The organism is Trichococcus sp. ES5 (assembly GCF_900067165.1).
Lineage (GTDB): Bacteria > Bacillota > Bacilli > Lactobacillales > Aerococcaceae > Trichococcus > Trichococcus flocculiformis.
Map to the genome: position 1 here is coordinate 1 of NZ_FJND01000015.1, position 21750 is coordinate 21750.

Below are 21750 nucleotides of genomic sequence, written 5' to 3' on the forward strand. Positions count from 1 at the left end.
TATGGTTAATGTACTACCAACAACCATAGAAAGGGGTTCTCTCAATGGCAACTTTACACGAAAACACTCTAAAATTCAATCAAAAAATGACGGTTACAAATACTGGAGGTAATCTCTCCACGGATGCTGGTCTCATTTTGGTTAAAGAATTCCTTCATTCAATCGGATTCGAACAGTTGATGGAGAAAGAGCTTCATTTTCAAGACTCCCGTCTCTCACCTACACATTCGAATGAAACCATCCTTGAACAACTGATTTTCCAATTAATTGCAGGCTATGATACCGATGCATCTGCCAACATCTTACGCCAGGATCCTTTCTTCCAACAGATGCTTGAGAAAAGTACATTGGCTTCACAGCCTTCGCTTTCGCGTTTTTGGGATCGCATCAGTGAGAGTCCCGATGCACTTGTGCAACTCCAAGCACTCAATCAAGCGATGCTGGATAAGGTACGCATACAACGTAATGCAACAGAAATGGTATTGGATTTGGATTCCACCTATAGTGACACCTACGGCAACCAAGAAGAAACGGCCTTCAACAGACATTATCAAACAACCGGTTATCATCCGCTCGTTGCCTTCGATGGTCTGACCAAAGACTTTCTGAAGGCGGAACTGCGTTCCGGAAACACCTACTGCTCAACCGGAGCAGCCGATTTTTTGAATCCGCTTCTTGAACACTATAATCAGACTGTTCCAGTCAGCACCATTCTTGTTCGCGCAGATAGTGGCTTTGCATCGCCGGAACTGTATGACCTCTGTGAAGAAAAAGAGCATCAGTACGTCATTCGACTCAAGCGAAATCGCCGCTTATTCAAGATGGCGGAAGAGTTTGTTCAAGTTGGGGATGAGACCGAATGGAGTCAGAAGGAAGAGTATTTTTACTCCATTCGCTACCAAGCAGGTACTTGGAAGCACGACCGTAGGGTTTGTATTCGTTCCGTAAGGGCAGCTGATGAACTGATTTTTCACCATGAGTTCATTATCACCAATCTATCCGATGCTGTCTCGACTGAACAAGTCTATCAAACGTATTGGAAGAGAGGTACCATGGAGAATTTCATCAAGGAAGCGAAGAATGGTTTCTTCTTCGATAAGACGGACAGTTCTCATTTCTTGGAGAATGCTGTTCGCATGATGGTCAGCTTGCTTTCCTACAACATCAACAATTTTATGCGTACACTAGCTTTCCCAGAAAAGGCCAAAGGCCTACAGATACAGAGTATTCGTCTTCGGTTTTTCAAGATTGCCGGGAAACTGATCCACAGCGGAAGACGCATGATGCTAAAAATCAGTACCCATCATGTCTATCAAGACGAATTTTTTCATATCTTACGGTAAATTCAATCCTTGTCTTGGTGAGATCCCGCTAATTTAAAAAAATCGTTCGAACAAAGGGATTAGTATGCCCAAAAACACAATAACAATCGCACTCCGTGCTTCTTTTCGTCTCTAAGAGACATTTTGAAAGGGAAAAAATAACAACTCTGCCAAAAATCCAATACTGCAGATGAAATAGGGTTATTCATGTCAAAGTTTCGGGTAGTATGAATAATTCAGGAAAAAATTTGTCTGAAAAGGATTATAATAGAAGATACGGATTGCAAGAAAGAACTAACAAAGCGAAACTCTCGAGTGGGAATTAATATGATGTAGAACATTAAATATAGGACGGTGTAACTCTTAAAAAACTAAATCGTAATTTAGCTTTTATCCAATTTATTGGAATCAAAAACAAAAGGCTTGAATAGCGAAATTTCACACTATCTTCACAATGTATTCGTTTGCTTTCTTATCATTCGGCTTTAAAAAGTAAATTTTAAGTAAAATTTTAAAAAAACTTCGATTTTTGTGCAAAATCACTTGTAGAAATGTTATCATAAAAAATACTGAAAGACATTTTCTTCATATAATTACTCAACTTTCGCAGTAGAAAAAGTTGAGTGAAACTTTACGTGTGTTGCTGTAGTCCGGTATTAATTAGGTACCTTGACAGTTGAATGCATAAGAAAAACACATCGTTATTTGGTATAGTTTAATTACCACAAAAAAACTACCAATAGCGAGGTGCTTATCACTATGATAACCAATAATGGCCTAAATAATCAACTACCAAATTCATTACAAGCTGTATTCGAAGAACTTAAGATCCTCAAACATTTGAGAAATGCTGGAATCAAGAAAGGTTCCGGATTTTCCTGCGGGTATTTATTCCAGCTGATTTTCTGCTTCATCTTTGAAGGTAAGAATTGGTTCAGAATGCTTGAAAGCAAGAAATCCGATGGATTGCCCTGTAAGGACGCTGTCTATCGATTTTTGAACAGTCCAACCTACAATTGGCGCCGTTTTTTACTGTCCTTGAGTGCAGCCACAATCTCTAAAGTCAGTGTATTGACCAATCATAATCGACCAAAGGTCTTGATTATTGATGATTCTGCCTATGAGAGAAATCGCAGCAAAAAAGTAGAACTGCTTGCGCGCTGTTTTGATCATTCTTCACAGAAAATGCGCTTTTACAAAGGATTCCGGATGCTTACACTTGGTTGGTCCGATGGCGCCACCTTCATGCCCATTGATTTTTCCCTGTTAAGCTCAACCAAATCCAACATTAACGGGATCGATGAAAGAATTGACAAGCGAACCTGCGGGTATAAAAGACGGAAAGAAGCGCTTGAGACTGCGCCATCCGCTATCCCTGGAATGATTCAACGCGCCCTAAATTCCGGTATCGAGGCTTCCTACGTCCTTATGGACACATGGTTCACACAGCAACCATTGATCAAATCCATTACAGAGCAAGGGATTGATGTGATTGGAATGGTTAAAGCTACTAATCAGCGCTATTTAGTTAACAACCAGCGAGTGGATTTGAAGCAGCTTTACAAACTGGCCACACCGACAAACCGTCGTAAAGATATCTTGCGCTCCATCCAGACAACAATGGCAAACGGTGTTCCCGTAAAGGTTGTCTTCATCAGAAACCGAAACAACCACAGCCGTTGGCTGGCTATATTAAGCACGGACTGTTCTCTCACGGAACAGGAAATTGTCCGTATCTATGGCATGCGTTGGGACATTGAGGTGTTCTTCAAGGCGACAAAATCGCTTTTGAAACTGCAGAAAGAAATGCAAGGTAGATCGTATGATTCTCTCGTTAGCCACACAACAATTGTGTTCGCGCGGTACATTGTGTTGTCTTGGCAGAACCGATGCAACACGGATGAGCGGACACTGGGTGGCATGTTTTATGAACTTTGTGATGAATTGAAAGAGCTAGATTGGGCCATAGCATTACAGCAGTTAGTCGAAATTTTGGAGGAAGCTTTAGAAAAATCATCAAAAATATTCAAAAAATTTATCAAATGTCAACTACAGCAATGGTTTGCGAGTTTGCCCAATTATATTAAGGTGTACTTGCCTATTTTGAGCTGCGAAAGTTGAGTAATTATATATCGCAAGTAAATATAACGAAGACTATCTTTGAATATTAAAAAACGTCTTACTAATTACAAAAAACACAAATTATGTCAGAGAAAGTTGCTTTTAGTAACAGCAAGAGCAAGAAAAAATATGTTTGGATGATAGTTACCAAAACAATTAATTTTATTAGACATTGAAAGGTCGGCGGTATTATGACAGAGACTAGTGAAAAAATTTGGCTTGCTTCACCACATATGAGTGATGAAGGTTATGAGATGCAGTACGTTCAGGAAGCTTTTGATAGCAACTGGATTGCGCCTCTTGGAACTAACGTGAATGAATTCGAAAAGGAGTTAGCATCTAAGGTAGGTGCGGATCATGCTGCGGCTTTAACTTCAGGAACAGGAGCTATCCATCTTGCGCTTATGGCTGCAGGCGTTGGAGAAGGGGACATTGTGTTGTGCCCTACGCTTACTTTTTCTGCGACAGCGAATCCGATTATCTATGTGAATGCAACTCCTGTCTTTATAGACAGCGATTATGAAACTTGGAACATGGATCCGAATGCAGTAGAAGCGGCTTTCGAAAAATATGGAGATAAAATCAAAGCAGTTTTGGTCGTGCACTTGTATGGCTTGTCAGCCGATATGGATAAAATCATGGCCATTTGCAACAAATACAATGTACCTGTCATCGAGGATGCGGCTGAATCTCTTGGAGCATATTACAAAGGCCAGCATACCGGAACTTTCGGGGAATTTGGTATCTTCTCTTTCAACGGTAACAAAATCATCACAACATCCGGTGGCGGAATGTTAGTATCAAATAACGAAGAAAAAGTGAAGAAAGTGCGCTTCTGGTCGACACAATCGAGAGACCAAGCAAGACATTATCAGCACAGTGAACTGGGATTCAATTATCGAATGAGTAATGTTGTTGCTGGTATCGGAAGAGGACAACTTAGAGTGTTGGAGCAAAGGGTAGCTAAGAAAAAACACATCTTCGAGTACTATAAGAGAGAATTGGGACATCTTGAAGGCATCAAATTTATGCCCGTGAATGAATGGGATGAACCGAACTACTGGTTAAGTTGCATGACGCTAAGTGGCAAGATCAAGCCTTTAGATATCATGGAAAAATTGGAAGCGAACAATATCGAGTCAAGACCGGTTTGGAAACCGATGCATCTGCAGCCATTCTTTGAAGAATATGACTACATTGGCAACGACGTAAGCCAACAACTTTTCGAAAACGGTATTTGCTTACCATCTGACACGAAGATGACAGATCAGGATCTTGAAAGAATCTGCGGCTTGATAAAGGAAATGTGGTGAAATGATGCAAAATAGAGATAAAGGTGGATTATACAGGCTGTATTTCAAGCGACCGATGGATTTCATACTGTCTCTGTTGGCAATCATCATGTTGAGTCCAGTATTCATCATTACCGGAGTATTGGTAAGAACCAAACTTGGAAGTCCGATCCTATTCAAGCAGAAAAGACCAGGTCTGGATGGGAAGATTTTTACCATGTACAAGTTCAGGACGATGACCGATCAAAAAGACGAAAATGGCGAACTTTTACCAGATCATATCCGATTGACCAAGTTTGGAAAGATGTTGCGAGCTACTTCATTGGATGAGTTGCCTGAATTATTCAACATCTTAAAAGGTGACATGAGTATCATTGGACCAAGACCGTTACTGGTGCAGTACTTGCCGCTCTATAATGTCCATCAAAAAAGAAGGCATGAAGTGAGACCAGGTCTATCAGGATATGCTCAAGTAAATGGCCGGAATTCTATCAGCTGGGAAGACAAATTTGACTTGGATGTTCAGTACGTAGACAACGTCACTTTCGTTAATGACGTAAAAATCATCTTGCTGACCCTAAAGAAAGTCTTTGTCAAAGACGGCATCAGCTCAGGCAGTTCAGTGACCATGGAAGTCTTTACAGGAAACGAATAAATGGATAGTTACAGAAAGCTACTTAGGTTATTAGAAAGGAACAAATAGTCATGAATGAGAGCTTAATCATTATTGGTGCTAGTGGACATGGTAAAGTCGTAGCTGACATAGCTATGAAAATGAATAAGTGGAAGAACATATCTTTTTTGGATGATAATCAGTCCCTAAAAACTATCATGGGTATCCCTGTCATCGGAAATTCGACAAACGTTGTTGAACACCAAAAAAACTCGGATTTCTTTGTGGCCATCGGAAACAATTCCACAAGAGAGAGAATTCAAGAAGGCTTATTGGCACAGGGCACTTCAATCGTAAGTCTTGTCCATCCAAGTGCAATAATCGGAACTGACGTCAATGTAGGCATTGGTACAGCAATTATGGCTGGTGTGGTCATTAATAGCTCAACTGTAGTAGGTAAAGGCTGCATCATCAACTCAAACAGTGGATTGGATCATGATAATAATATAAGCGACTATGTCCATATTTCTCCTCGAACCCACCTTGCCGGCACAGTAAATGTCGGCAAAGGTAGTTGGTTGGGGATTGGCAGTGTGGTAAGCAATAATATCAATATCTGTAGTGGATGCAAAATCGGTGCTGGAGCAGTAGTGGTTAAAGATATTACTGAATCAGGTACGTATGTGGGGGTTCCAGTTAGGAGAATTAGTGGATGAAAGTATTAGTTTTAGCTAATTTTGGGATGGGGTTACACAACTTCCGTAAAGAATTGCTCCAAGAACTCATAGATTTACAACATGAAGTCTATGTGTCGCTTCCCTATGATGAATATGTACCCTTACTTACAAATTTGGGTTGTAAATATATTCCTACAAATGTAGACAGAAGAGGCACAAACCCCATAACTGATTTGAAATTGTTATACTCATATATTTATAATATTAATAAAGTTAAGCCTGATATTGTTCTGACCTATACCATCAAACCTAATATATATGGTGGGATTGCTTGTAGAATGACAAATACACCTTATCTAACAAATATTACTGGGCTAGGAACTGCCGTAGAGAATCGGAATCTAATGCAAGTCATAACGTTAAATTTATATAAAGTGGCACTGCGACAAGCAAAATGTGTCTTCTTTCAAAATGAACCACATAGAAAGTTTTTTTCGGAAAAAAAGATTGTGGGATCGAACGTAGAAGTATTACCCGGTTCTGGAGTGAATCTGCAAGAATACAGGGTGTTGAATTATCCAGAAAATGATGGAATTATAAGATTTTTATATATAGGCAGAATAATGAAAGCAAAAGGTATCGATGAATTAATTGGAGCAGCCAAAGATATCAAGCAACAATATGATAGTGTAGAATTCGAACTAGTAGGATTTTGCGAAGAAGAATATTCGAAGCAACTTAATGAATTGCATGATCTTGGAATAATCCGCTACCACGGACAACAAATAAATATTAAAAGTTATTTAGAAAGATCCCATGCGACCATCCTCCCATCATACCATGAAGGAACATCGAACGTTTTACTAGAATCTGCTGCATCTGGCCGGCCAATTCTTGCTTCGAATGTGACAGGGTGTAGAGAGACTTTCGATGAAAGTATTAGTGGTTTTGGTTTTGAAGCAAAGAATGAAGCGAGCTTAAAAGAGGCTATCACCAAATTTTTGGACTTACCCTATGAAACTAAAAAGCAGATGGGTATAGAGGGTAGAAATAAAATGAAACAAGAATATGATAGGAAGATTATCATAGATGCTTATATTAAACAAATAATGAATTGAGGAGACAAAAAAATGAATTTATACGACAAAATAAACAATAGAGAAGCAAAAATTTCACTTGTAGGTTTAGGTTATGTAGGCATGCCTATCGCTGTAGCTTTTGCAAAAAAAGCAAATGTAATAGGTTTTGATATTAGCCAAGAAAAAGTGGACTTGTATAAAAAAGGAATTGATCCAACAAAAGAAGTCGGGGATGAAGTCATTAAACAGACCACAGTTGAATTTACAGCTGATGAAAATAAACTTAAAGAAGCTAAGTTCCATATTGTTGCGGTGCCAACTCCAGTGAATTCTGATCATACACCTGATTTAAGACCAGTAGAATCTGCTAGCAGGACTGTTGGAAGGAACTTGACTAAGGATTCGATTGTAGTATTTGAATCTACTGTTTATCCTGGTGTCACGGAAGATATTTGTATTCCAATTCTTGAAAAAGAATCAGGTCTAAAATGCGGAATAGATTTCAAAGTAGGCTATTCTCCTGAAAGAATCAATCCAGGCGATAAGGTACACAGATTAGAAACCATTGTCAAAGTCGTTGCTGGTATGGATGAAGAATCACTTGATGATATAGCTAAAGTATACGAGCTTGTTGTAGACGCAGGTGTACATAGAGCAGCATCCATTAAAGTTGCGGAAGCTGCAAAAGTAATTGAAAATTCACAAAGAGACATTAATATCGCGTTTATGAATGAGCTGTCAATCATCTTTAATAAAATGGACATTGACACAAACGAAGTGCTAGAAGCAGCAGGCACCAAATGGAACTTTTTGAAGTTCTCTCCAGGTTTAGTTGGGGGACATTGTATTGGTGTGGACCCATACTACTTGACCTACAAAGCAGAACAAATGGGTTACCATTCCCAGATTATTCTTTCAGGAAGAAGAATAAATGATGATATGGGTAAATATGTTGTCGAGAACTTGGTGAAAAATCTCATAAAAGCAGATGTGCCTGTTAAAGATGCTAAAGTTGCAATTCTTGGGTTCACGTTTAAAGAAAATTGCCCTGACACCAGAAACACAAGAGTTATCGATATTGTCAATGAATTAAATGAATATGGAATTAATCCTATGATAGCTGATCCTGAAGCGGATGCTGAGGAAGCAAATCACGAGTACGGAATTACATTTAATTCAATTGAAGAAGTCAACCAGATGGATGCAGTCATTGTAGCTGTTGGCCATGATCAATTTATGCAATTGGAACAAAGTGATTTTAATAAAATGTTCAAACAAGCTGAAAATGGTAATAAAGTGCTCTTGGATATAAAAGGGGTCTTAGACCGGAAAGAATATGAAGCTGCAGGATATAGATACTGGAGATTGTAAGAGGGGTATGAAATTATGGGATATGAAAATGTAGCTTTTGATAAAGACAGTCTATTTTTAGTCACAGGAGGAGCCGGCTTTATCGGATCCAATTTGTGTGAGGCGATACTGAATAAAGGATATAAAGTTAGGTGTTTAGATAATTTGTCTACGGGAAAACAATCTAATGTCGACTTATTTATTAATAATCCGAATTATACTTTTATTTATGGAGACATAAGAGATTTAGATACATGTCTCGAAGCTTGCGAAGATGTAGATTATGTCCTCAACCAGGCAGCTTGGGGGAGTGTTCCACGAAGTATTGAGATGCCATTATTATATGAGGAAATCAATATTAAAGGCACTTTAAATATGCTGGAAGCTGCAAGACAAAAAGGCGTCAAGAAATTTGTCTATGCATCAAGTTCTTCTGTTTATGGCGATGAACCAAACCTTCCGAAACAAGAAGGACGAGAAGGTAATTTGTTGTCTCCATACGCCTTAACAAAAATGGTTGACGAGGAGTATGCGAAGCTTTACACAAAACTATACGAACTTGATACTTATGGGTTGAGATATTTCAATGTGTTTGGTAAGAGACAAGACCCTGAGGGAGCTTATGCAGCGGTACTTCCGAAGTTCATTAAACAATTACTTAATAATGAACAACCAACTATAAACGGTGACGGTAAACAGAGCAGAGACTTTACTTACATTGAGAATGTCATTGAAGCTAATCTGAAGTCATGCAAAGCACCGTCAGAATCTGCTGGAGAAGCTTATAATATAGCATATGGTGGAAGAGAATATCTGATTGATGTATACAATTCACTTTGTAAAGCCTTAGGTAAAGATATTGAGCCAATTTTTGGATCTAATAGAAAAGGCGATATAAAGCATAGTAATGCTGATATTAAAAAGGCTAAAGAGATGTTAGGCTATGATCCAAGTTGGAGCTTTGAAAGAGGAATTGAAGCGGCAATTGAATGGTATAGGGAGAATTTGTAATATGAATGAGCCGATTAGGATTTTGCAAGTTTTTGCTGAAATGAATAGAGGCGGAGCAGAGACAATGATTATGAATCTCTATCGGAATATTGATAGAGAAAAAATTCAGTTTGACTTTATAGTTCACACGCAAGAAAAATGTGCTTTCGACGATGAAATAGAAGAACTCGGCGGGAAAATCTATAGGGTCCCCAGATATATTGGGACAAATCACTTTGCTTATAAAAAAGTTTGGAAAGATTTTTTTGTTAATCATGCTAATTATAAAATTATTCATGGTCATGTAAGAAGCACTGCATCAATATATCTTAAAATAGCTAAAAGTTATAATTTAACTACGATTGCGCACAGCCATAGTACTTCATCTGGTACGGGAGTTAGTTCTGTAATAAAAAACCTTTTTCAATACCCAATCAGAAATACTTCAGATTATTTTTTAGCATGCTCAGAATCCGCAGGTAAATGGCTTTTTGGGGATGAAATTGTCGCAAGTAATAAGTTTAATATTTTAAACAACGCTATTGAAACTGATCAATTCATATTTAATAACCAGATTAGAAAGGCTATTAGAAATGAATTTGATATAGAAGGTAAATATGTAATTGGACATGTTGGAAGATTTCAACGTATGAAGAATCATGAATTTTTAATTGATATATTTAAGAGCATTCATGATGAAATTGAGGATTCTACACTATTATTAATAGGTGATGGACCACTTAAAGAATCAGTTCAATCAAAAGTTAGAAGAGAGAACTTAGAAAACAGTGTCATATTTGCAGGAGTTAGATCCGATGTGTCTGATATATTTCAAGGGATGGACTTGTTCTTATTTCCTTCACTATTTGAAGGGCTAGGAATTGTAGTTGTTGAAGCTCAAGCTGCGGGTTTAAGTTGTATAATTTCAGATCAAATTCCTAATGAAGCCATTGTAACAAATCTGGTTGAGAAAGCTCCGCTTTCAAAATCGTCTGAATATTGGGCCGAAAAAGCTATGAAAAAGACTAACTATCTACGTAAAGATACTTCAAAATTTATTAAAAATGCGGGCTATGATATTCATGACACAACAAAATGGTTAGAAAATTTCTATCTAGACCAAATTAATAACTTGAAAGGATAAATATATGAGAATTCTAGTGTTTTCTTCAACGCCATGGAATATCGATAATAGTTTTGGAAATACTTATTCAAATCTATTTGAGGGTATAGATGATTTTGAGTTTGCCAATATTTATACGTCTTATGGTGTACCTAAAAACAACATTACAAGTTCATATTTTCAGATAAATGAAAAATCTTTATACAAGAACTTATTCAACCGGAATATTAAAACTGGAAAAGTAATAGGGAGTGATAATGATGCCATTGTCTTAACCAATCGCGAAACAAACACCATTAATGCTGCTAAAAAGAGGCGTTGGAGAATACTCTTTTGGTTAAGAAGAGCACTATGGTACATAAGCAGATGGAAGAGTATTGAGCTTATTGAATTTGTTCGGAATTTTAAACCTGATATAATTTTTGTGCCACTTTATCATAGTACATACTTAAATAGAATCATACTATACATCAAAGAACTAACAGGCGTTCAAATGGTGTGCTATGTGTCAGATGATGTGTATACCTTAAAAAGAATATCTGCTAATCCTTTATTTTGGGTGGATCGACTAACAACGAGGAGAATGGTAAAAAAAGTAGTCGATCAATGCGAATATATGTATGTGATTTCAGATATCCAAAAATTAGAGTATGAGAAGATATTCAAGAAAAATTGCAAGATTTTAATAAAAGGTGCAGATTTTAAAGATGAGAATCAAGATGTGAAAACAGAACTTAATAAGCCAATTAGAATGGTATTCACAGGCAATGTAAGTGCTGGAAGATGGAAGTCATTAGAGTTAATAGTAAACGCCTTAGAAAAAATAAATAGTAAAGAAATACTGGCGCAAATATATATATATACGATGACTCCAATGACTGAGACTATGAAAAAAAGTTTATATTCTGAGGGAAATTCATTTTTAATGGGAGGAGTTCCAGCTGAGAACATTCCTCAAATACAAAAAGATTCAGACATTCTTATTCATGTTGAATCAACAAAACTGAAAGAGCGTTTAGAGGTAAGGCATTCATTTTCAACAAAAATAGTAGATTACTTTAAAGCGAATAGATGTATCTTTGCAGTTGGAAAAGATGATGTAGCATCGATTGATTACTTAATAAATGAAGATGCTGCAATAGTAGCACAAAGTGAAGAAGATGTTTTTATAAAATTAAGTGAACTGGTTAATGACTCAAAACTAATGTTTGAATACTCAAATAAGGCCTGGGAATGTGGTAAAAGAAATCATCAAAAAAATGTAATACAAGATTCATTATATCAAGAATTAAAGTTACTAGCAGAGGAAGACTAAAATGAGAGTATTACAAATTAATGCAGTTTATGGAATAATGTCAACTGGTCGCACTGTTTTAGAAATGGAGAAATACTTGATTAAATTGGGTCACGAGAGTATCGTAGCATATTCAGAGGCTCCGTATAGTAATAGTGGTTATAAAATTGGTGGTACATTTGGGAAAAAAATACATGGGCTGTTTTCTAGAGTGACTGGATTACAAGGTTATTTTTCGTCATTGTCAACTCGAAAATTTTTAAAATATATAGATGATGTCAAACCTGATATTGTTCATGTGAGAAATTTGCATAGCAATTTTATAAACATGGGAATGCTTTTTGATTATTTAGCAAAAAATGATATTGCAACAATTATAACACTACATGATTGTTGGTTTTATTCAGGTGGTCATACTCATTACGTTAAAGATAAATTTTACGATTGGAGAGACGGGTTCTCAAAATACAATAAGAACAAAAAAATAATGGGTAATCCAAGTTGGTTTTTTGATAGAAGTGAAAAGATATTTAATGATCAAGTAAAATGGTTTACTCAAATTCCAAGGGTTTCTTTTGTAGGAGTTTCAAACTGGATAACATCCGAAGCAAGACAATCAAAGGTAACGGACAGGTCGCATGTACAGACTATTTATAATTGGATAGATTTGGATACATTTCATCCAGTTGACGATCCGATTTTAAAGGAAGAAATGAATATTCAAAATAAATTTATCATTCTAGGTGTTGCAAGTGGTTGGGGAAATAACAAAGGGCTTGACAAATTTATTGAGTTATCAAATAGTCTGAAAGATGATGAATGCATTTTATTAGTTGGTAGAGTGAATGAAAGCATACATTTACCCAAAAATATAATTAATATTCCTGAAACCCATGATATTGCGGAATTGGTGAGGTATTACTCAATTTCAGATGTTTTTGTAAATCTATCAAATGAGGAGTCTTTCGGTAAAGTTTCAGCAGAAGCCTTAGCTTGTGGAACTCCAGTTATAACAAATAATTCAACTGCAAATCCTGAAATTGTAGGTGAGGGGTGTGGGTATATTATTGATAGTTTTGATGATATAAGAAAAAGAATAGACCAAATAAAAATTTGTGGGAAAAAGTCTTATTCAAAATTATGTGTTCAATTTGCTCATGATAACTTTGATTCCAGAGAAAGAATGGAAGATTATGTAAAGTTATACACATCATTGATCGAAAGTGAAGTGTGAAAATGATTTCGATACTCTTGAATCCATATTTTTTAAATATAATTTTTTTAATATCACTTGCGATTGTAATAAATAATAATAAAAATTTACAAAGCAAGAGTAAGGTATTCGTTTTTTTTGCGACCCTAAATTGGATTGTTTTATCAGGATTGAGACATATTTCTATTGGCTCTGATACACGTGCATATTATCATAGTTTTAATCGAACGCTATGGACAAGCTGGGGAGAATTGATTAATAATTTTACAGAAATTATTATCTTTGGTTCTGAAGAGCTGGGAAAAGACCCAGGGTATTATTTGTTTGTAAAAATTACTCAACTTTTAACACATAACTATCAAGTTTTCCTCGTGATTATTGCTTTTATTTTTACAGTACCACTTGGCATATGGATATATAGAAACTCTAAAAATTCATTAATTAGCTTTCTAATCTATTCTGTTCTTTTTTACTCGTTTTTCTCTATTACAGGAATCCGACAAACAATCGCAACGTCGATTGTAGTATTAATAGGATACAAGTATATAAGGGAACGGAGATTGCTTGCTTTTATATTATTATCATTTATAGGTTTTACGATCCATAAGTCGGCTTTGGTATTTTTTCCTTTTTATTTTTTGGCAAACAAAAAAGTAACAAAAAAGTACTTGATAGGGATGTTTGCAGTATTTCCACTTTTAATGTATTTTCGAATACCGCTTGCACTTTTATTACAAAATTTAAGTGGGTATGAGTATGGTATTTATGAGGGTGCTGGCACTGTGAATTTCACAATATTGTTACTTCTTGTAGCTATTGTTGGATTATGGAAATCAAAGACTATACTGACAAATAATCCTCAAGCAACTCATTTCTTCAATGCTTTGATTATATCTGTTTTGGCAACTCCACTTACTTGGGTTAATCCAAGCGCCATGAGAGTTGTACAGTATTATTCGATATTCTTGATGTTGTTGGTTCCTGAAATTATAAATTCATTTAAAAAAGATGAAAGGCCAATGGTTTATTTTGTTGTAATAGGTTTGTTGGTGTTGCTCTTGCTAAGAAGTAACCCACAATACATGTTCTTCTGGCAAGGATCAGACTTAGGATAGAGGTATTTTTATGGAGCGCAAAAAGATCAAATATGTTGGGTTTTACGATATAACTAAAAGCTCAACAGATAGGGTTTGCAATCTAGCGGCTACAAATAAAATGAACTACATAGCGGACACTTTGGTTGAAGCCGGTTATGAAGTTCAGTTCATCTCGCCTTCTTGGATGGGTGATCAGACAAAAGTACCGTTTGAAATGCAGAAAACATTGGAAATAGATAAGCACAAGCGAGTGACATATTGTCCGTCATGGAAAACAAAAAGCAAAATAATGAGAAATTTGAAAATCTTAATTGCTTTAATATGGCTATTTATATATTTGCTTTTCACGACTAAGAAAAATGAAAAAGTGATAGCTTACCATGTTCAATGGATATCGTTGCCTATTAGAATGGCTAAATCAATTAGGAAATTCGAATTGGTTTTAGAAGTGGAAGAAATTTATAGTGATGTGATGGTTTTTAGTAATCGTTTTGTTAGATGGGAAAATAGATTGCTCAATCAGGCAGACGCTTTTCTTTATTCAACTGATTTGCTAAAAGATAAGTTAGCTTTTAGCAAACCTAATTTAGTAATATACGGAGAGTATAAAACCTATCCAAAGCTATCAAGTCCAATTAATGATGGAAGAATTCATCTCCTCTACGCTGGAATTATTGATGAACACAAAAAAGGTGCTTTTAATGCATTGGAAGCATCAAAGTATTTATCTGAAAAATATGTTTTACATATCATAGGGTTTGGACAAATAGAAAAGTTAGAGTTTTTAATAAATGAATACAATCAAACTAATAAATGTAAAGTACAGTACGATGGCTTGAAAAGTGGTGATGAATATATTCAATACTGCCAGAGTTGTCACATTGGATTAAGTACCCAAACTATGATTGGGGAATATCTTGAATCCTCATTTCCAAGCAAGATATTGTCATATTTAGCTTTGGGGCTTAGAGTAGTTTCCTCTGAAATAAAATGCGTCACTGAAAGTAAAATTGCAAGTTTAGTAACATACTATAGTAATGATGAACCAAAGGCAATTGCAGAAGCTATTAAAACTATTGACATGGATTTAGAATATAGTAGCAGTGAAATTATTAAAAAATTGCATCTGGAATTCTTGGACTCAATGAAAAAACTTTTGAGGTAGTAAAATGTTTTTATTGATTGGTAGAATAAAAGAAAAATTCTTAAGATATTATAATAAAAAATATTTTTATCAAAAATCAAAATTGTAAAGTCGTAGGGAAGGTAAATTATAATGCTACCAATGTAATAATAGGGAATGATGTTACATTATACCCTAATCTAACTTTTTGGGGAGACGTTGAAATAAAAACTGGAGATAATGTTGAGATAGGTTATAACACGATTTTTTTTCTTCGGAAAATGGTGGTGTTTATATTGGGGACGACGTCGCAATTGCAGCTAATTGTTATATTATCGATAGCAACAATGGAATTAAAAGAAATAAGCTGATTAGAGATCAGCGCCTTGAAAGCGGCAAAATTTGCATAGAGAATGATGTCTGGATTGCTGAAAATTGTACTATCCTAAAGAATAGTGTTATAAGAGAGGGCGCTGTTATTGGGGCTAAGAGCTTGGTTAATAAGGAAATTGGTAGTTATGCAGTTGCAGCAGGAATACCCGCAAAAATTATAAGATATAGAGAGTAGAGATTAAAAAGTATATTTAAGGGAGAGGAAAACCATATGAAACCATACGGAATAGATGTACCGGTGGCTTTAATTTTCTTTAATAGACCTGAGCCTTTGCGTGAAGTTTTTGATGCAATAAAAGAAGCCAGACCATCGAAGCTGTTTTTAATACAGGATGGAGCTAGGGAATCTAGGCCAAATGATGAGATAAATATTAAGAAGTGTAAGGATATTGTATCGGAAATTGATTGGGAATGTGAAGTCTATCGAAATTATTCGGAAGTAAATCTAGGCTGTGGTATGCGGATTTATTCAGGAATATCATGGTGTTTTGAATATGTTGATAGATTGTGCATTATAGAAGATGATTGTAAACCAACTTTAGACTACTTTAAATTTTGTAACGAATTACTTGAAAAATATAAAGATGATCAGCGAATAGATATGATAAGTGGAATGAATAATTTGGAGAGATATGATATAACTCCATACAGTTATATATTTGCCAGAACAGGGTCAATCTGGGGATGGGCTACATGGAAGCGTGTTTGGGACACCGTAGATTATGAGCTGAAGTTCATGGAGGATAAAGATGCGATAAGACTCGTTAAGAATTTAGTTAAACCTAAAAGATTTGCAGATGACTTGATTAATAATGGTAAAAAGAAATATGATTTTTTAGAAAATGGTGGTAAATTGACATCATGGTCGTATCAGCGAGGTTTAAATATGTATTTAAATTCAGGTCTGATAATTGTACCGCATAAAAACTTAATTACTAACATTGGGCTAACTGATGATTCTGTTCATGCGGTGAATTCCATTAAAAAGATACCTAAAGCAACACAAAGGCTGTTTTACATGAAGACATATAAACTGGATTTTCCTCTCAAACACCCTAAATACATTGTTCAAGATGTGGAATTCGATAGTAAGCTTAATAAAATCATGAAACCGAATAAAGTAGTTGCCGTGACGCGAAGAGTTGAAAGTCTAGTCAGAAGAATAATATTTAAATAGTTTATCTGGAATGTATAGGTGGTGTGTGATATTTTTATATCCACAAAAAAATTTAGAAATATACGGAAATGAAGTGGATAGGTTTGAAAAGTCAAAAAAAATTAGGTATCGCAATATCATATCTTACACTTTTTATAAATTCATTCTTTGGGATATTCTTCACACCATTTTTAATATCAACACTTGGTGCTGCGGAGTATGGGCTTTATCAATTGGTGAATTCCTTTGCAGGTTATCTTGTCATACTTAATTTTGGCACGGGTTCTGTTATCGCAAGATATGTAGCTTTATATAGAACAAAAGATGATAAAATAGGACAAGAAAATTTTATTTTCCAAGCTTTTATGATCACAGGCTTGTTATCGATTTTAACAATGGTTGTAAGTTCCGTTCTGTATTTTGGCATAGATAATCTATTTGGAAATTCGTTAACTTCTGTAGAAATAACGAAAGCAAAACAATTATTTATATTAATGGTATTAAATATTGCTTTTTCATTTTTTAACAATGCTTTTTCAGGAATATTAAGTGGATACGAAAAATTCGCTGTTACAAATACTTTTAAACTATTGCGCATAATATTACGTGTAATAACACTGGTGATTCTGTTGTTAATGGGATTTAAATCTACAGCTATTGTCGCTACTGATTTATTTTTAACAATAATCTTGATTACATTGGAAGCTAGATATAGTTTCAAAAAATTAGGAGTAAAAATAAAATTTCATTTTTATGACAAAAAATTAATGTGGATGGTGTTCTCGTTTTCTTCGGCTGTATTTTTGCAGGCTATCATCAATCAAGTGAATCAAAATGTTGACAGGGTAGTTTTAGGTGCCTTGACTGATACAAAAACTGTTGCATTATATTCTATCGCATTGGTTTTTTTTACTATGTTTAGCAGTATAACAGGGGTTATTGGTGGTGTCTTTCTTCCTCAAGCAACTAAAATGATTGCTAAGAAGGCATCAGGAGAAGAACTCACTGATCTTGTTATACGACCCGGACGATTACAGTTTATGGTTGCAGGGGCAGCGGTAGCTGGATTTATTTTATTCGGCCAGAATTTTATTAAAATTTGGGTAGGGGATAACTTTTTAGGGGCTTATATTCCTACAATTCTTTTGCTTGTGCCAGCAACTATAACTTTGGTGCAGAATGTTACGATAGCAATTTTAGACGCAATGTTAAAAAGAGTTGCAAGATCAATAATACTGGCACTAATGGCGGGATTAAATATAATATTGACTATTATTTTAGTCGCAAAAATAGGTTACCTGGGTGCTGCAATAAGTACATCTGTTTCTTTAATTTTTGGAGATGTTGTATTGATGAATTTGTATTATCATAAAGTTATAGGACTGAATGTCTTAAGAATGTTTAAGGATATTTTTCAAGGTACTTTGCCCTGTATAATTCTAACTAGTTTATTGTCTATCCCGATTTCTCTAATCTTAGAAGATACAGCAATAAATTTTATCATAAAAGCCGGGATATTTTTAGTCATATATGGATTATTATTATATAAATTCTCTTTCAATGACTACGAAAAACAACTTTTACTTGGGCCTGTTAAAAAGGTTCTTAGAATGAAATAATATAAATGGGGGCAAGGTTATGTTCAAAAACAAAACGCTATTAATAACAGGTGGTACAGGTTCTTTTGGAAATGCAGTAATGAAAAGATTTTTGGATACAGACATTAAAGAAATACGTATTTTTTCTCGTGATGAGAAGAAACAAGATGATATGAGAAAGATCTATAAGAATGATAAATTGAAGTTTTATATCGGAGATGTTAGAGACTTAGCAAGTGTTAAGAATGCAATGCATAGCGTAGATTATATATTTCATGCAGCGGCTCTAAAGCAAGTACCTTCTTGTGAGTTTTTTCCACTAGAAGCGGTTAAAACAAATGTACTTGGAACAGATAATGTATTATCAGGTGCTATTGATTTGGGCGTTAAGAAAGTAATTTGTCTTTCAACCGACAAAGCCGCTTATCCAATAAACGCTATGGGAATTTCTAAAGCTATGATGGAAAAAGTTTTTGTTGCAAAAGCCAATACTGTTGATTCAGAAAGGACACTTATATGTGGTACCAGATACGGTAATGTGATGGCGTCTAGAGGATCTGTAATACCACTATTTATTGATCAGATCAAGAATGGGCAACCACTCTCTGTTACAGATCCAAACATGACGAGATTTTTAATGAGCCTTGATGAAGCGGTAGAGCTTGTTGTATTTGCATTTAAAAATGCTCAGGCAGGAGATATTATGGTTCAAAAATCACCAGCTTCAACAGTAGGAGATCTTGCACAAGCAATTAAAGAACTTTTCAAAGCAGACAATGAAATTAAAGTTATTGGTACTCGTCATGGTGAGAAGCTTTATGAAACACTTCTTACAAAAGAAGAGAATATTGTAGCAAAAGACATGGGTGGATTCTATAGAGTACCTGCGGATAAGAGAGATTTAAACTACGACAAGTACTTTGTTGAAGGAGATCAGAAGCTCTCATCTGAAGATGAATATAACTCGCACAACACTGAAAGGCTTAATATAGAGCAAATCAAAGAAAAGTTATTACAACTGGATTATGTTAGAGAAGAGTTAGAAAGTTGGAATAAATAATGAAGATATTAGTCACTGGAGCTAAAGGGTTTATAGGGAGAAATCTAATAGCAGAGCTAAAAAATAGAAATTATTCTGATATATTTGAGTATGATAGAGATACGAATCCTTCTTTGTTAGATGGTTATTGTAAAGAAGTGGAATTTGTATTTCATCTTGCTGGTGTTAACCGCCCAAAAGAACAATCTGAGTTTATGGAGGGCAACTTTGGGTTCACCTCTGATTTGTTAAATTCGCTTAAGCAACATAATAACAACTGTCCTGTGATGATTTCGTCTTCCATTCAAGCCGAGATAGATAATCCTTACGGTCAAAGTAAAAAAGCAGGAGAAGATCTTCTGTTTTCTCATAGTGAAGAAACTGGAGCCAAAGTTCTTGTTTATAGATTTCCCAATGTTTTCGGTAAATGGTGTAAACCGAACTATAACAGTGCAGTGGCGACCTTCTGTCATAATATTGCTCATGATATGTCTGTTCAGGTCAATGATCCCAGTTTAGTGATGAATCTTGTTTATATAGATGATGTAGTTAGTGAACTGATTAATGCGCTAGAAGGAAAAGAAAATAAGGTGGATTCATTTTGTGAAATATCCATGACTCATACGGTAACACTTGGTGAAATAGTGGACTTGATTTTTTCGTTCAAGAACAGTAGAGAAGATAAGTCAGTGCCAAACATGTCGAATACTTTTGCTAAGAAACTCTACAGTACATATTTAAGCTACTTACCAGAAGACCAGTTTAGTTATGACTTAAAGATGAATGTGGATCAGAGAGGATCATTTACTGAATTTATAAAAACACCTGATCGTGGTCAGGTTTCAGTTAATATATCGAAACCCGGAATTACAAAAGGAAATCATTGGCACCACACGAAAAATGAGAAGTTTCTAGTTGCAAGTGGTAAAGGGGTTATTCGTTTCAGACAAATTGATGCAGACGAAGTCATAGAGTATTTCGTAAGTGGTGACAAAATGGAAGTTGTTGATATACCGACAGGCTATACGCACAATATTGAGAATCTTGGTGATGCAGATATGGTTACAATTATGTGGGCTAATGAGTCATTTGACCCTGAAAAGCCTGATACTTATTATTTGGAGGTATAACTAATGAAGAAATTAAAAGTCATGACAGTTGTTGGGACTAGACCAGAAATAATAAGACTGTCAGCTGTTATAAATATATTAGATGAATCTGAAGCAATTGACCATATTCTTGTTCATACTGGACAGAACTATGACTATGAACTAAATGAAGTATTCTTCAATGACTTTAACTTAAAGAAACCCGATTATTTCTTAAATGCCGCAACTGGTACAGCCGTTGAGACGATTGGTAACATTCTAGTTAAGATTGATCCAATCCTTGAAGAAGTAAAGCCAGATGCTTTTCTAGTGCTCGGAGATACAAATAGCTGTTTGTGTGCGATAGCTGCAAAAAGAAGACATATTCCAATTTTCCATATGGAAGCCGGAAATAGATGCTTTGATCAGAGAGTCCCAGAAGAGACAAACAGGAAGATTGTTGATCATACAGCAGATATCAACTTAACCTATAGCGACATTGCTAGAGAGTATCTTTTAAGAGAAGGTCTTCCTGCAGATAGAGTAATCAAGACTGGCAGTCCAATGTTTGAAGTTCTTAGCTCAAGAAAAGATGATATTGAGAAATCGAATGTGATAGAAAGACTAGGATTAGAAGAGAGCAAGTATTTTGTGATATCGGCTCATAGAGAAGAAAATATTAGCTCTGAGCAGAACTTTATGGACTTAGTAGATAGCTTAAATACAATTGCAGAAAAATATCATAGACCATTAATTGTAAGCACACATCCAAGAACAAAAAAAATGATTGAAGCTAAAGGGATTGAGTTCAATCCATTAGTTAGGATAATGAAACCTCTTGGATTTAACGATTATGTGAAACTTCAAAAGTATGCAAAAGCTGTTCTTAGTGATAGTGGTACAATCAGCGAAGAGTCATCGATTCTTGGTTTTAGAGCACTTAACATTAGACAGGCACATGAAAGACCTGAGGCAATGGAAGAAGCTTCTGTAATGATGGTAGGTCTTAAGAAAGAGAGAATTCTTCAGGGGCTAGAAGTACTTGAGACACAAGAAAAAGATACGTTAAGGTTGGTTGCAGATTACAGTATGCCTAATGTGTCGGATAAGGTTTTGAGGATTATTTTATCTTATACAGATTATGTAAATAGAGTTGTTTGGGGGAAGGGAGGTCAGTAAATT

General features: G+C 35.4%; 18 protein-coding genes. All 18 read left to right on the forward strand.

Annotation, left to right across the window (positions count from 1 at the left end; all coding sequences use genetic code 11):
* Positions 1 to 44 precede the first annotated feature (44 nt).
* Positions 45 to 1343: an IS1380 family transposase gene (locus tag TES5_RS10875; RefSeq protein ID WP_068561991.1), complete on the forward strand. Its 1299-nt coding sequence runs from the start codon at positions 45 to 47 to the stop codon at positions 1341 to 1343.
* A 738-nt stretch (positions 1344 to 2081) separates the two neighbouring features.
* Positions 2082 to 3443 (forward strand): IS4 family transposase, encoded by a 1362-nt coding sequence (locus tag TES5_RS10880; protein ID WP_068561993.1) that lies wholly within the window; start codon positions 2082 to 2084, stop codon positions 3441 to 3443.
* A 191-nt stretch (positions 3444 to 3634) separates the two neighbouring features.
* Entirely contained in the window at positions 3635 to 4756 is a 1122-nt protein-coding gene (locus TES5_RS10885; RefSeq protein WP_068561995.1) for a DegT/DnrJ/EryC1/StrS family aminotransferase, read from the forward strand.
* Position 4757: 1 nt separating this feature from the next.
* A complete protein-coding gene (locus TES5_RS10890) occupies positions 4758 to 5390 on the forward strand; it encodes a sugar transferase (protein ID WP_198143346.1) in 633 nt (210 codons plus the stop codon).
* 50 nt (positions 5391 to 5440) lie between these two features.
* Positions 5441 to 6064: an acetyltransferase gene (locus TES5_RS10895; RefSeq protein WP_068561997.1), complete on the forward strand. Its 624-nt coding sequence runs from the start codon at positions 5441 to 5443 to the stop codon at positions 6062 to 6064.
* Entirely contained in the window at positions 6061 to 7143 is a 1083-nt protein-coding gene (locus TES5_RS10900) for a glycosyltransferase family 4 protein (protein ID WP_068561999.1), read from the forward strand. The genes TES5_RS10895 and TES5_RS10900 overlap by 4 nt, the downstream gene beginning before the upstream one ends.
* A gap of 12 nt (positions 7144 to 7155) precedes the next feature.
* Positions 7156 to 8475, forward strand: coding sequence for a nucleotide sugar dehydrogenase (locus TES5_RS10905; protein WP_068562001.1), 1320 nt, complete (start codon positions 7156 to 7158; stop codon positions 8473 to 8475).
* 15 nt (positions 8476 to 8490) lie between these two features.
* Positions 8491 to 9465: an SDR family oxidoreductase gene (locus tag TES5_RS10910; RefSeq protein ID WP_068562003.1), complete on the forward strand. Its 975-nt coding sequence runs from the start codon at positions 8491 to 8493 to the stop codon at positions 9463 to 9465.
* Positions 9398 to 10588, forward strand: coding sequence for a glycosyltransferase family 1 protein (locus TES5_RS10915; RefSeq protein ID WP_198143347.1), 1191 nt, complete (start codon positions 9398 to 9400; stop codon positions 10586 to 10588). Before TES5_RS10910 ends, TES5_RS10915 begins: the two co-directional genes overlap by 68 nt.
* A 4-nt stretch (positions 10589 to 10592) precedes the next feature.
* Positions 10593 to 11882 carry a glycosyltransferase family protein gene (locus TES5_RS10920; RefSeq protein ID WP_068562007.1) on the forward strand — a complete coding sequence of 430 codons (1290 nt, stop codon included), beginning with the start codon at positions 10593 to 10595 and terminating at the stop codon, positions 11880 to 11882.
* Between the two features lies 1 nt (position 11883).
* A complete protein-coding gene (locus TES5_RS10925; protein WP_068562008.1) occupies positions 11884 to 13095 on the forward strand; it encodes a glycosyltransferase in 1212 nt (403 codons plus the stop codon).
* Between the two features lie 2 nt (positions 13096 to 13097).
* Complete coding sequence (locus TES5_RS10930; protein WP_068562010.1) at positions 13098 to 14189, forward strand: EpsG family protein; 1092 nt, start codon at positions 13098 to 13100, stop codon at positions 14187 to 14189.
* 10 nt (positions 14190 to 14199) lie between these two features.
* Positions 14200 to 15336: a glycosyltransferase gene (locus tag TES5_RS10935; RefSeq protein WP_068562012.1), complete on the forward strand. Its 1137-nt coding sequence runs from the start codon at positions 14200 to 14202 to the stop codon at positions 15334 to 15336.
* A gap of 562 nt (positions 15337 to 15898) precedes the next feature.
* Positions 15899 to 16864, forward strand: a complete 966-nt coding sequence (locus tag TES5_RS10940) for a hypothetical protein (RefSeq protein ID WP_068562014.1) — start codon at positions 15899 to 15901, stop codon at positions 16862 to 16864.
* 83 nt (positions 16865 to 16947) lie between these two features.
* Positions 16948 to 18462, forward strand: a complete 1515-nt coding sequence (locus TES5_RS10945; protein ID WP_178137840.1) for an oligosaccharide flippase family protein — start codon at positions 16948 to 16950, stop codon at positions 18460 to 18462.
* Between the two features lie 19 nt (positions 18463 to 18481).
* On the forward strand, positions 18482 to 19501 hold the full coding sequence (locus TES5_RS10950) for a nucleoside-diphosphate sugar epimerase/dehydratase (protein ID WP_068562017.1): 1020 nt from the start codon (positions 18482 to 18484) through the stop codon (positions 19499 to 19501).
* Positions 19501 to 20610 (forward strand): capsular polysaccharide biosynthesis protein CapF, encoded by a 1110-nt coding sequence (locus TES5_RS10955; RefSeq protein WP_068562020.1) that lies wholly within the window; start codon positions 19501 to 19503, stop codon positions 20608 to 20610. Before TES5_RS10950 ends, TES5_RS10955 begins: the two co-directional genes overlap by 1 nt.
* A gap of 3 nt (positions 20611 to 20613) precedes the next feature.
* Positions 20614 to 21747 carry a non-hydrolyzing UDP-N-acetylglucosamine 2-epimerase gene (gene wecB, locus TES5_RS10960; RefSeq protein WP_068562021.1) on the forward strand — a complete coding sequence of 378 codons (1134 nt, stop codon included), beginning with the start codon at positions 20614 to 20616 and terminating at the stop codon, positions 21745 to 21747.
* The last annotated feature ends 3 nt before the right edge of the window (positions 21748 to 21750 follow it).

Bases quoted from the DNA above. Each gene is read 5' to 3' on its own strand.
- TES5_RS10875 (WP_068561991.1), top strand. From the start codon at position 45: ATGGCAACTTTACACGAAAACACTCTAAAATTCAATCAAAAAATGACG.
- TES5_RS10880 (WP_068561993.1), top strand. From the start codon at position 2,082: ATGATAACCAATAATGGCCTAAATAATCAACTACCAAATTCATTACAA.
- TES5_RS10885 (WP_068561995.1), top strand. From the start codon at position 3,635: ATGACAGAGACTAGTGAAAAAATTTGGCTTGCTTCACCACATATGAGT.
- TES5_RS10890 (WP_198143346.1), top strand. From the start codon at position 4,758: ATGATGCAAAATAGAGATAAAGGTGGATTATACAGGCTGTATTTCAAG.
- TES5_RS10895 (WP_068561997.1), top strand. From the start codon at position 5,441: ATGAATGAGAGCTTAATCATTATTGGTGCTAGTGGACATGGTAAAGTC.
- TES5_RS10900 (WP_068561999.1), top strand. From the start codon at position 6,061: ATGAAAGTATTAGTTTTAGCTAATTTTGGGATGGGGTTACACAACTTC.
- TES5_RS10905 (WP_068562001.1), top strand. From the start codon at position 7,156: ATGAATTTATACGACAAAATAAACAATAGAGAAGCAAAAATTTCACTT.
- TES5_RS10910 (WP_068562003.1), top strand. From the start codon at position 8,491: ATGGGATATGAAAATGTAGCTTTTGATAAAGACAGTCTATTTTTAGTC.
- TES5_RS10915 (WP_198143347.1), top strand. From the start codon at position 9,398: ATGATCCAAGTTGGAGCTTTGAAAGAGGAATTGAAGCGGCAATTGAAT.
- TES5_RS10920 (WP_068562007.1), top strand. From the start codon at position 10,593: ATGAGAATTCTAGTGTTTTCTTCAACGCCATGGAATATCGATAATAGT.
- TES5_RS10925 (WP_068562008.1), top strand. From the start codon at position 11,884: ATGAGAGTATTACAAATTAATGCAGTTTATGGAATAATGTCAACTGGT.
- TES5_RS10930 (WP_068562010.1), top strand. From the start codon at position 13,098: ATGATTTCGATACTCTTGAATCCATATTTTTTAAATATAATTTTTTTA.
- TES5_RS10935 (WP_068562012.1), top strand. From the start codon at position 14,200: ATGGAGCGCAAAAAGATCAAATATGTTGGGTTTTACGATATAACTAAA.
- TES5_RS10940 (WP_068562014.1), top strand. From the start codon at position 15,899: ATGAAACCATACGGAATAGATGTACCGGTGGCTTTAATTTTCTTTAAT.
- TES5_RS10950 (WP_068562017.1), top strand. From the start codon at position 18,482: ATGTTCAAAAACAAAACGCTATTAATAACAGGTGGTACAGGTTCTTTT.
- TES5_RS10955 (WP_068562020.1), top strand. From the start codon at position 19,501: ATGAAGATATTAGTCACTGGAGCTAAAGGGTTTATAGGGAGAAATCTA.
- wecB (WP_068562021.1), top strand. From the start codon at position 20,614: ATGAAGAAATTAAAAGTCATGACAGTTGTTGGGACTAGACCAGAAATA.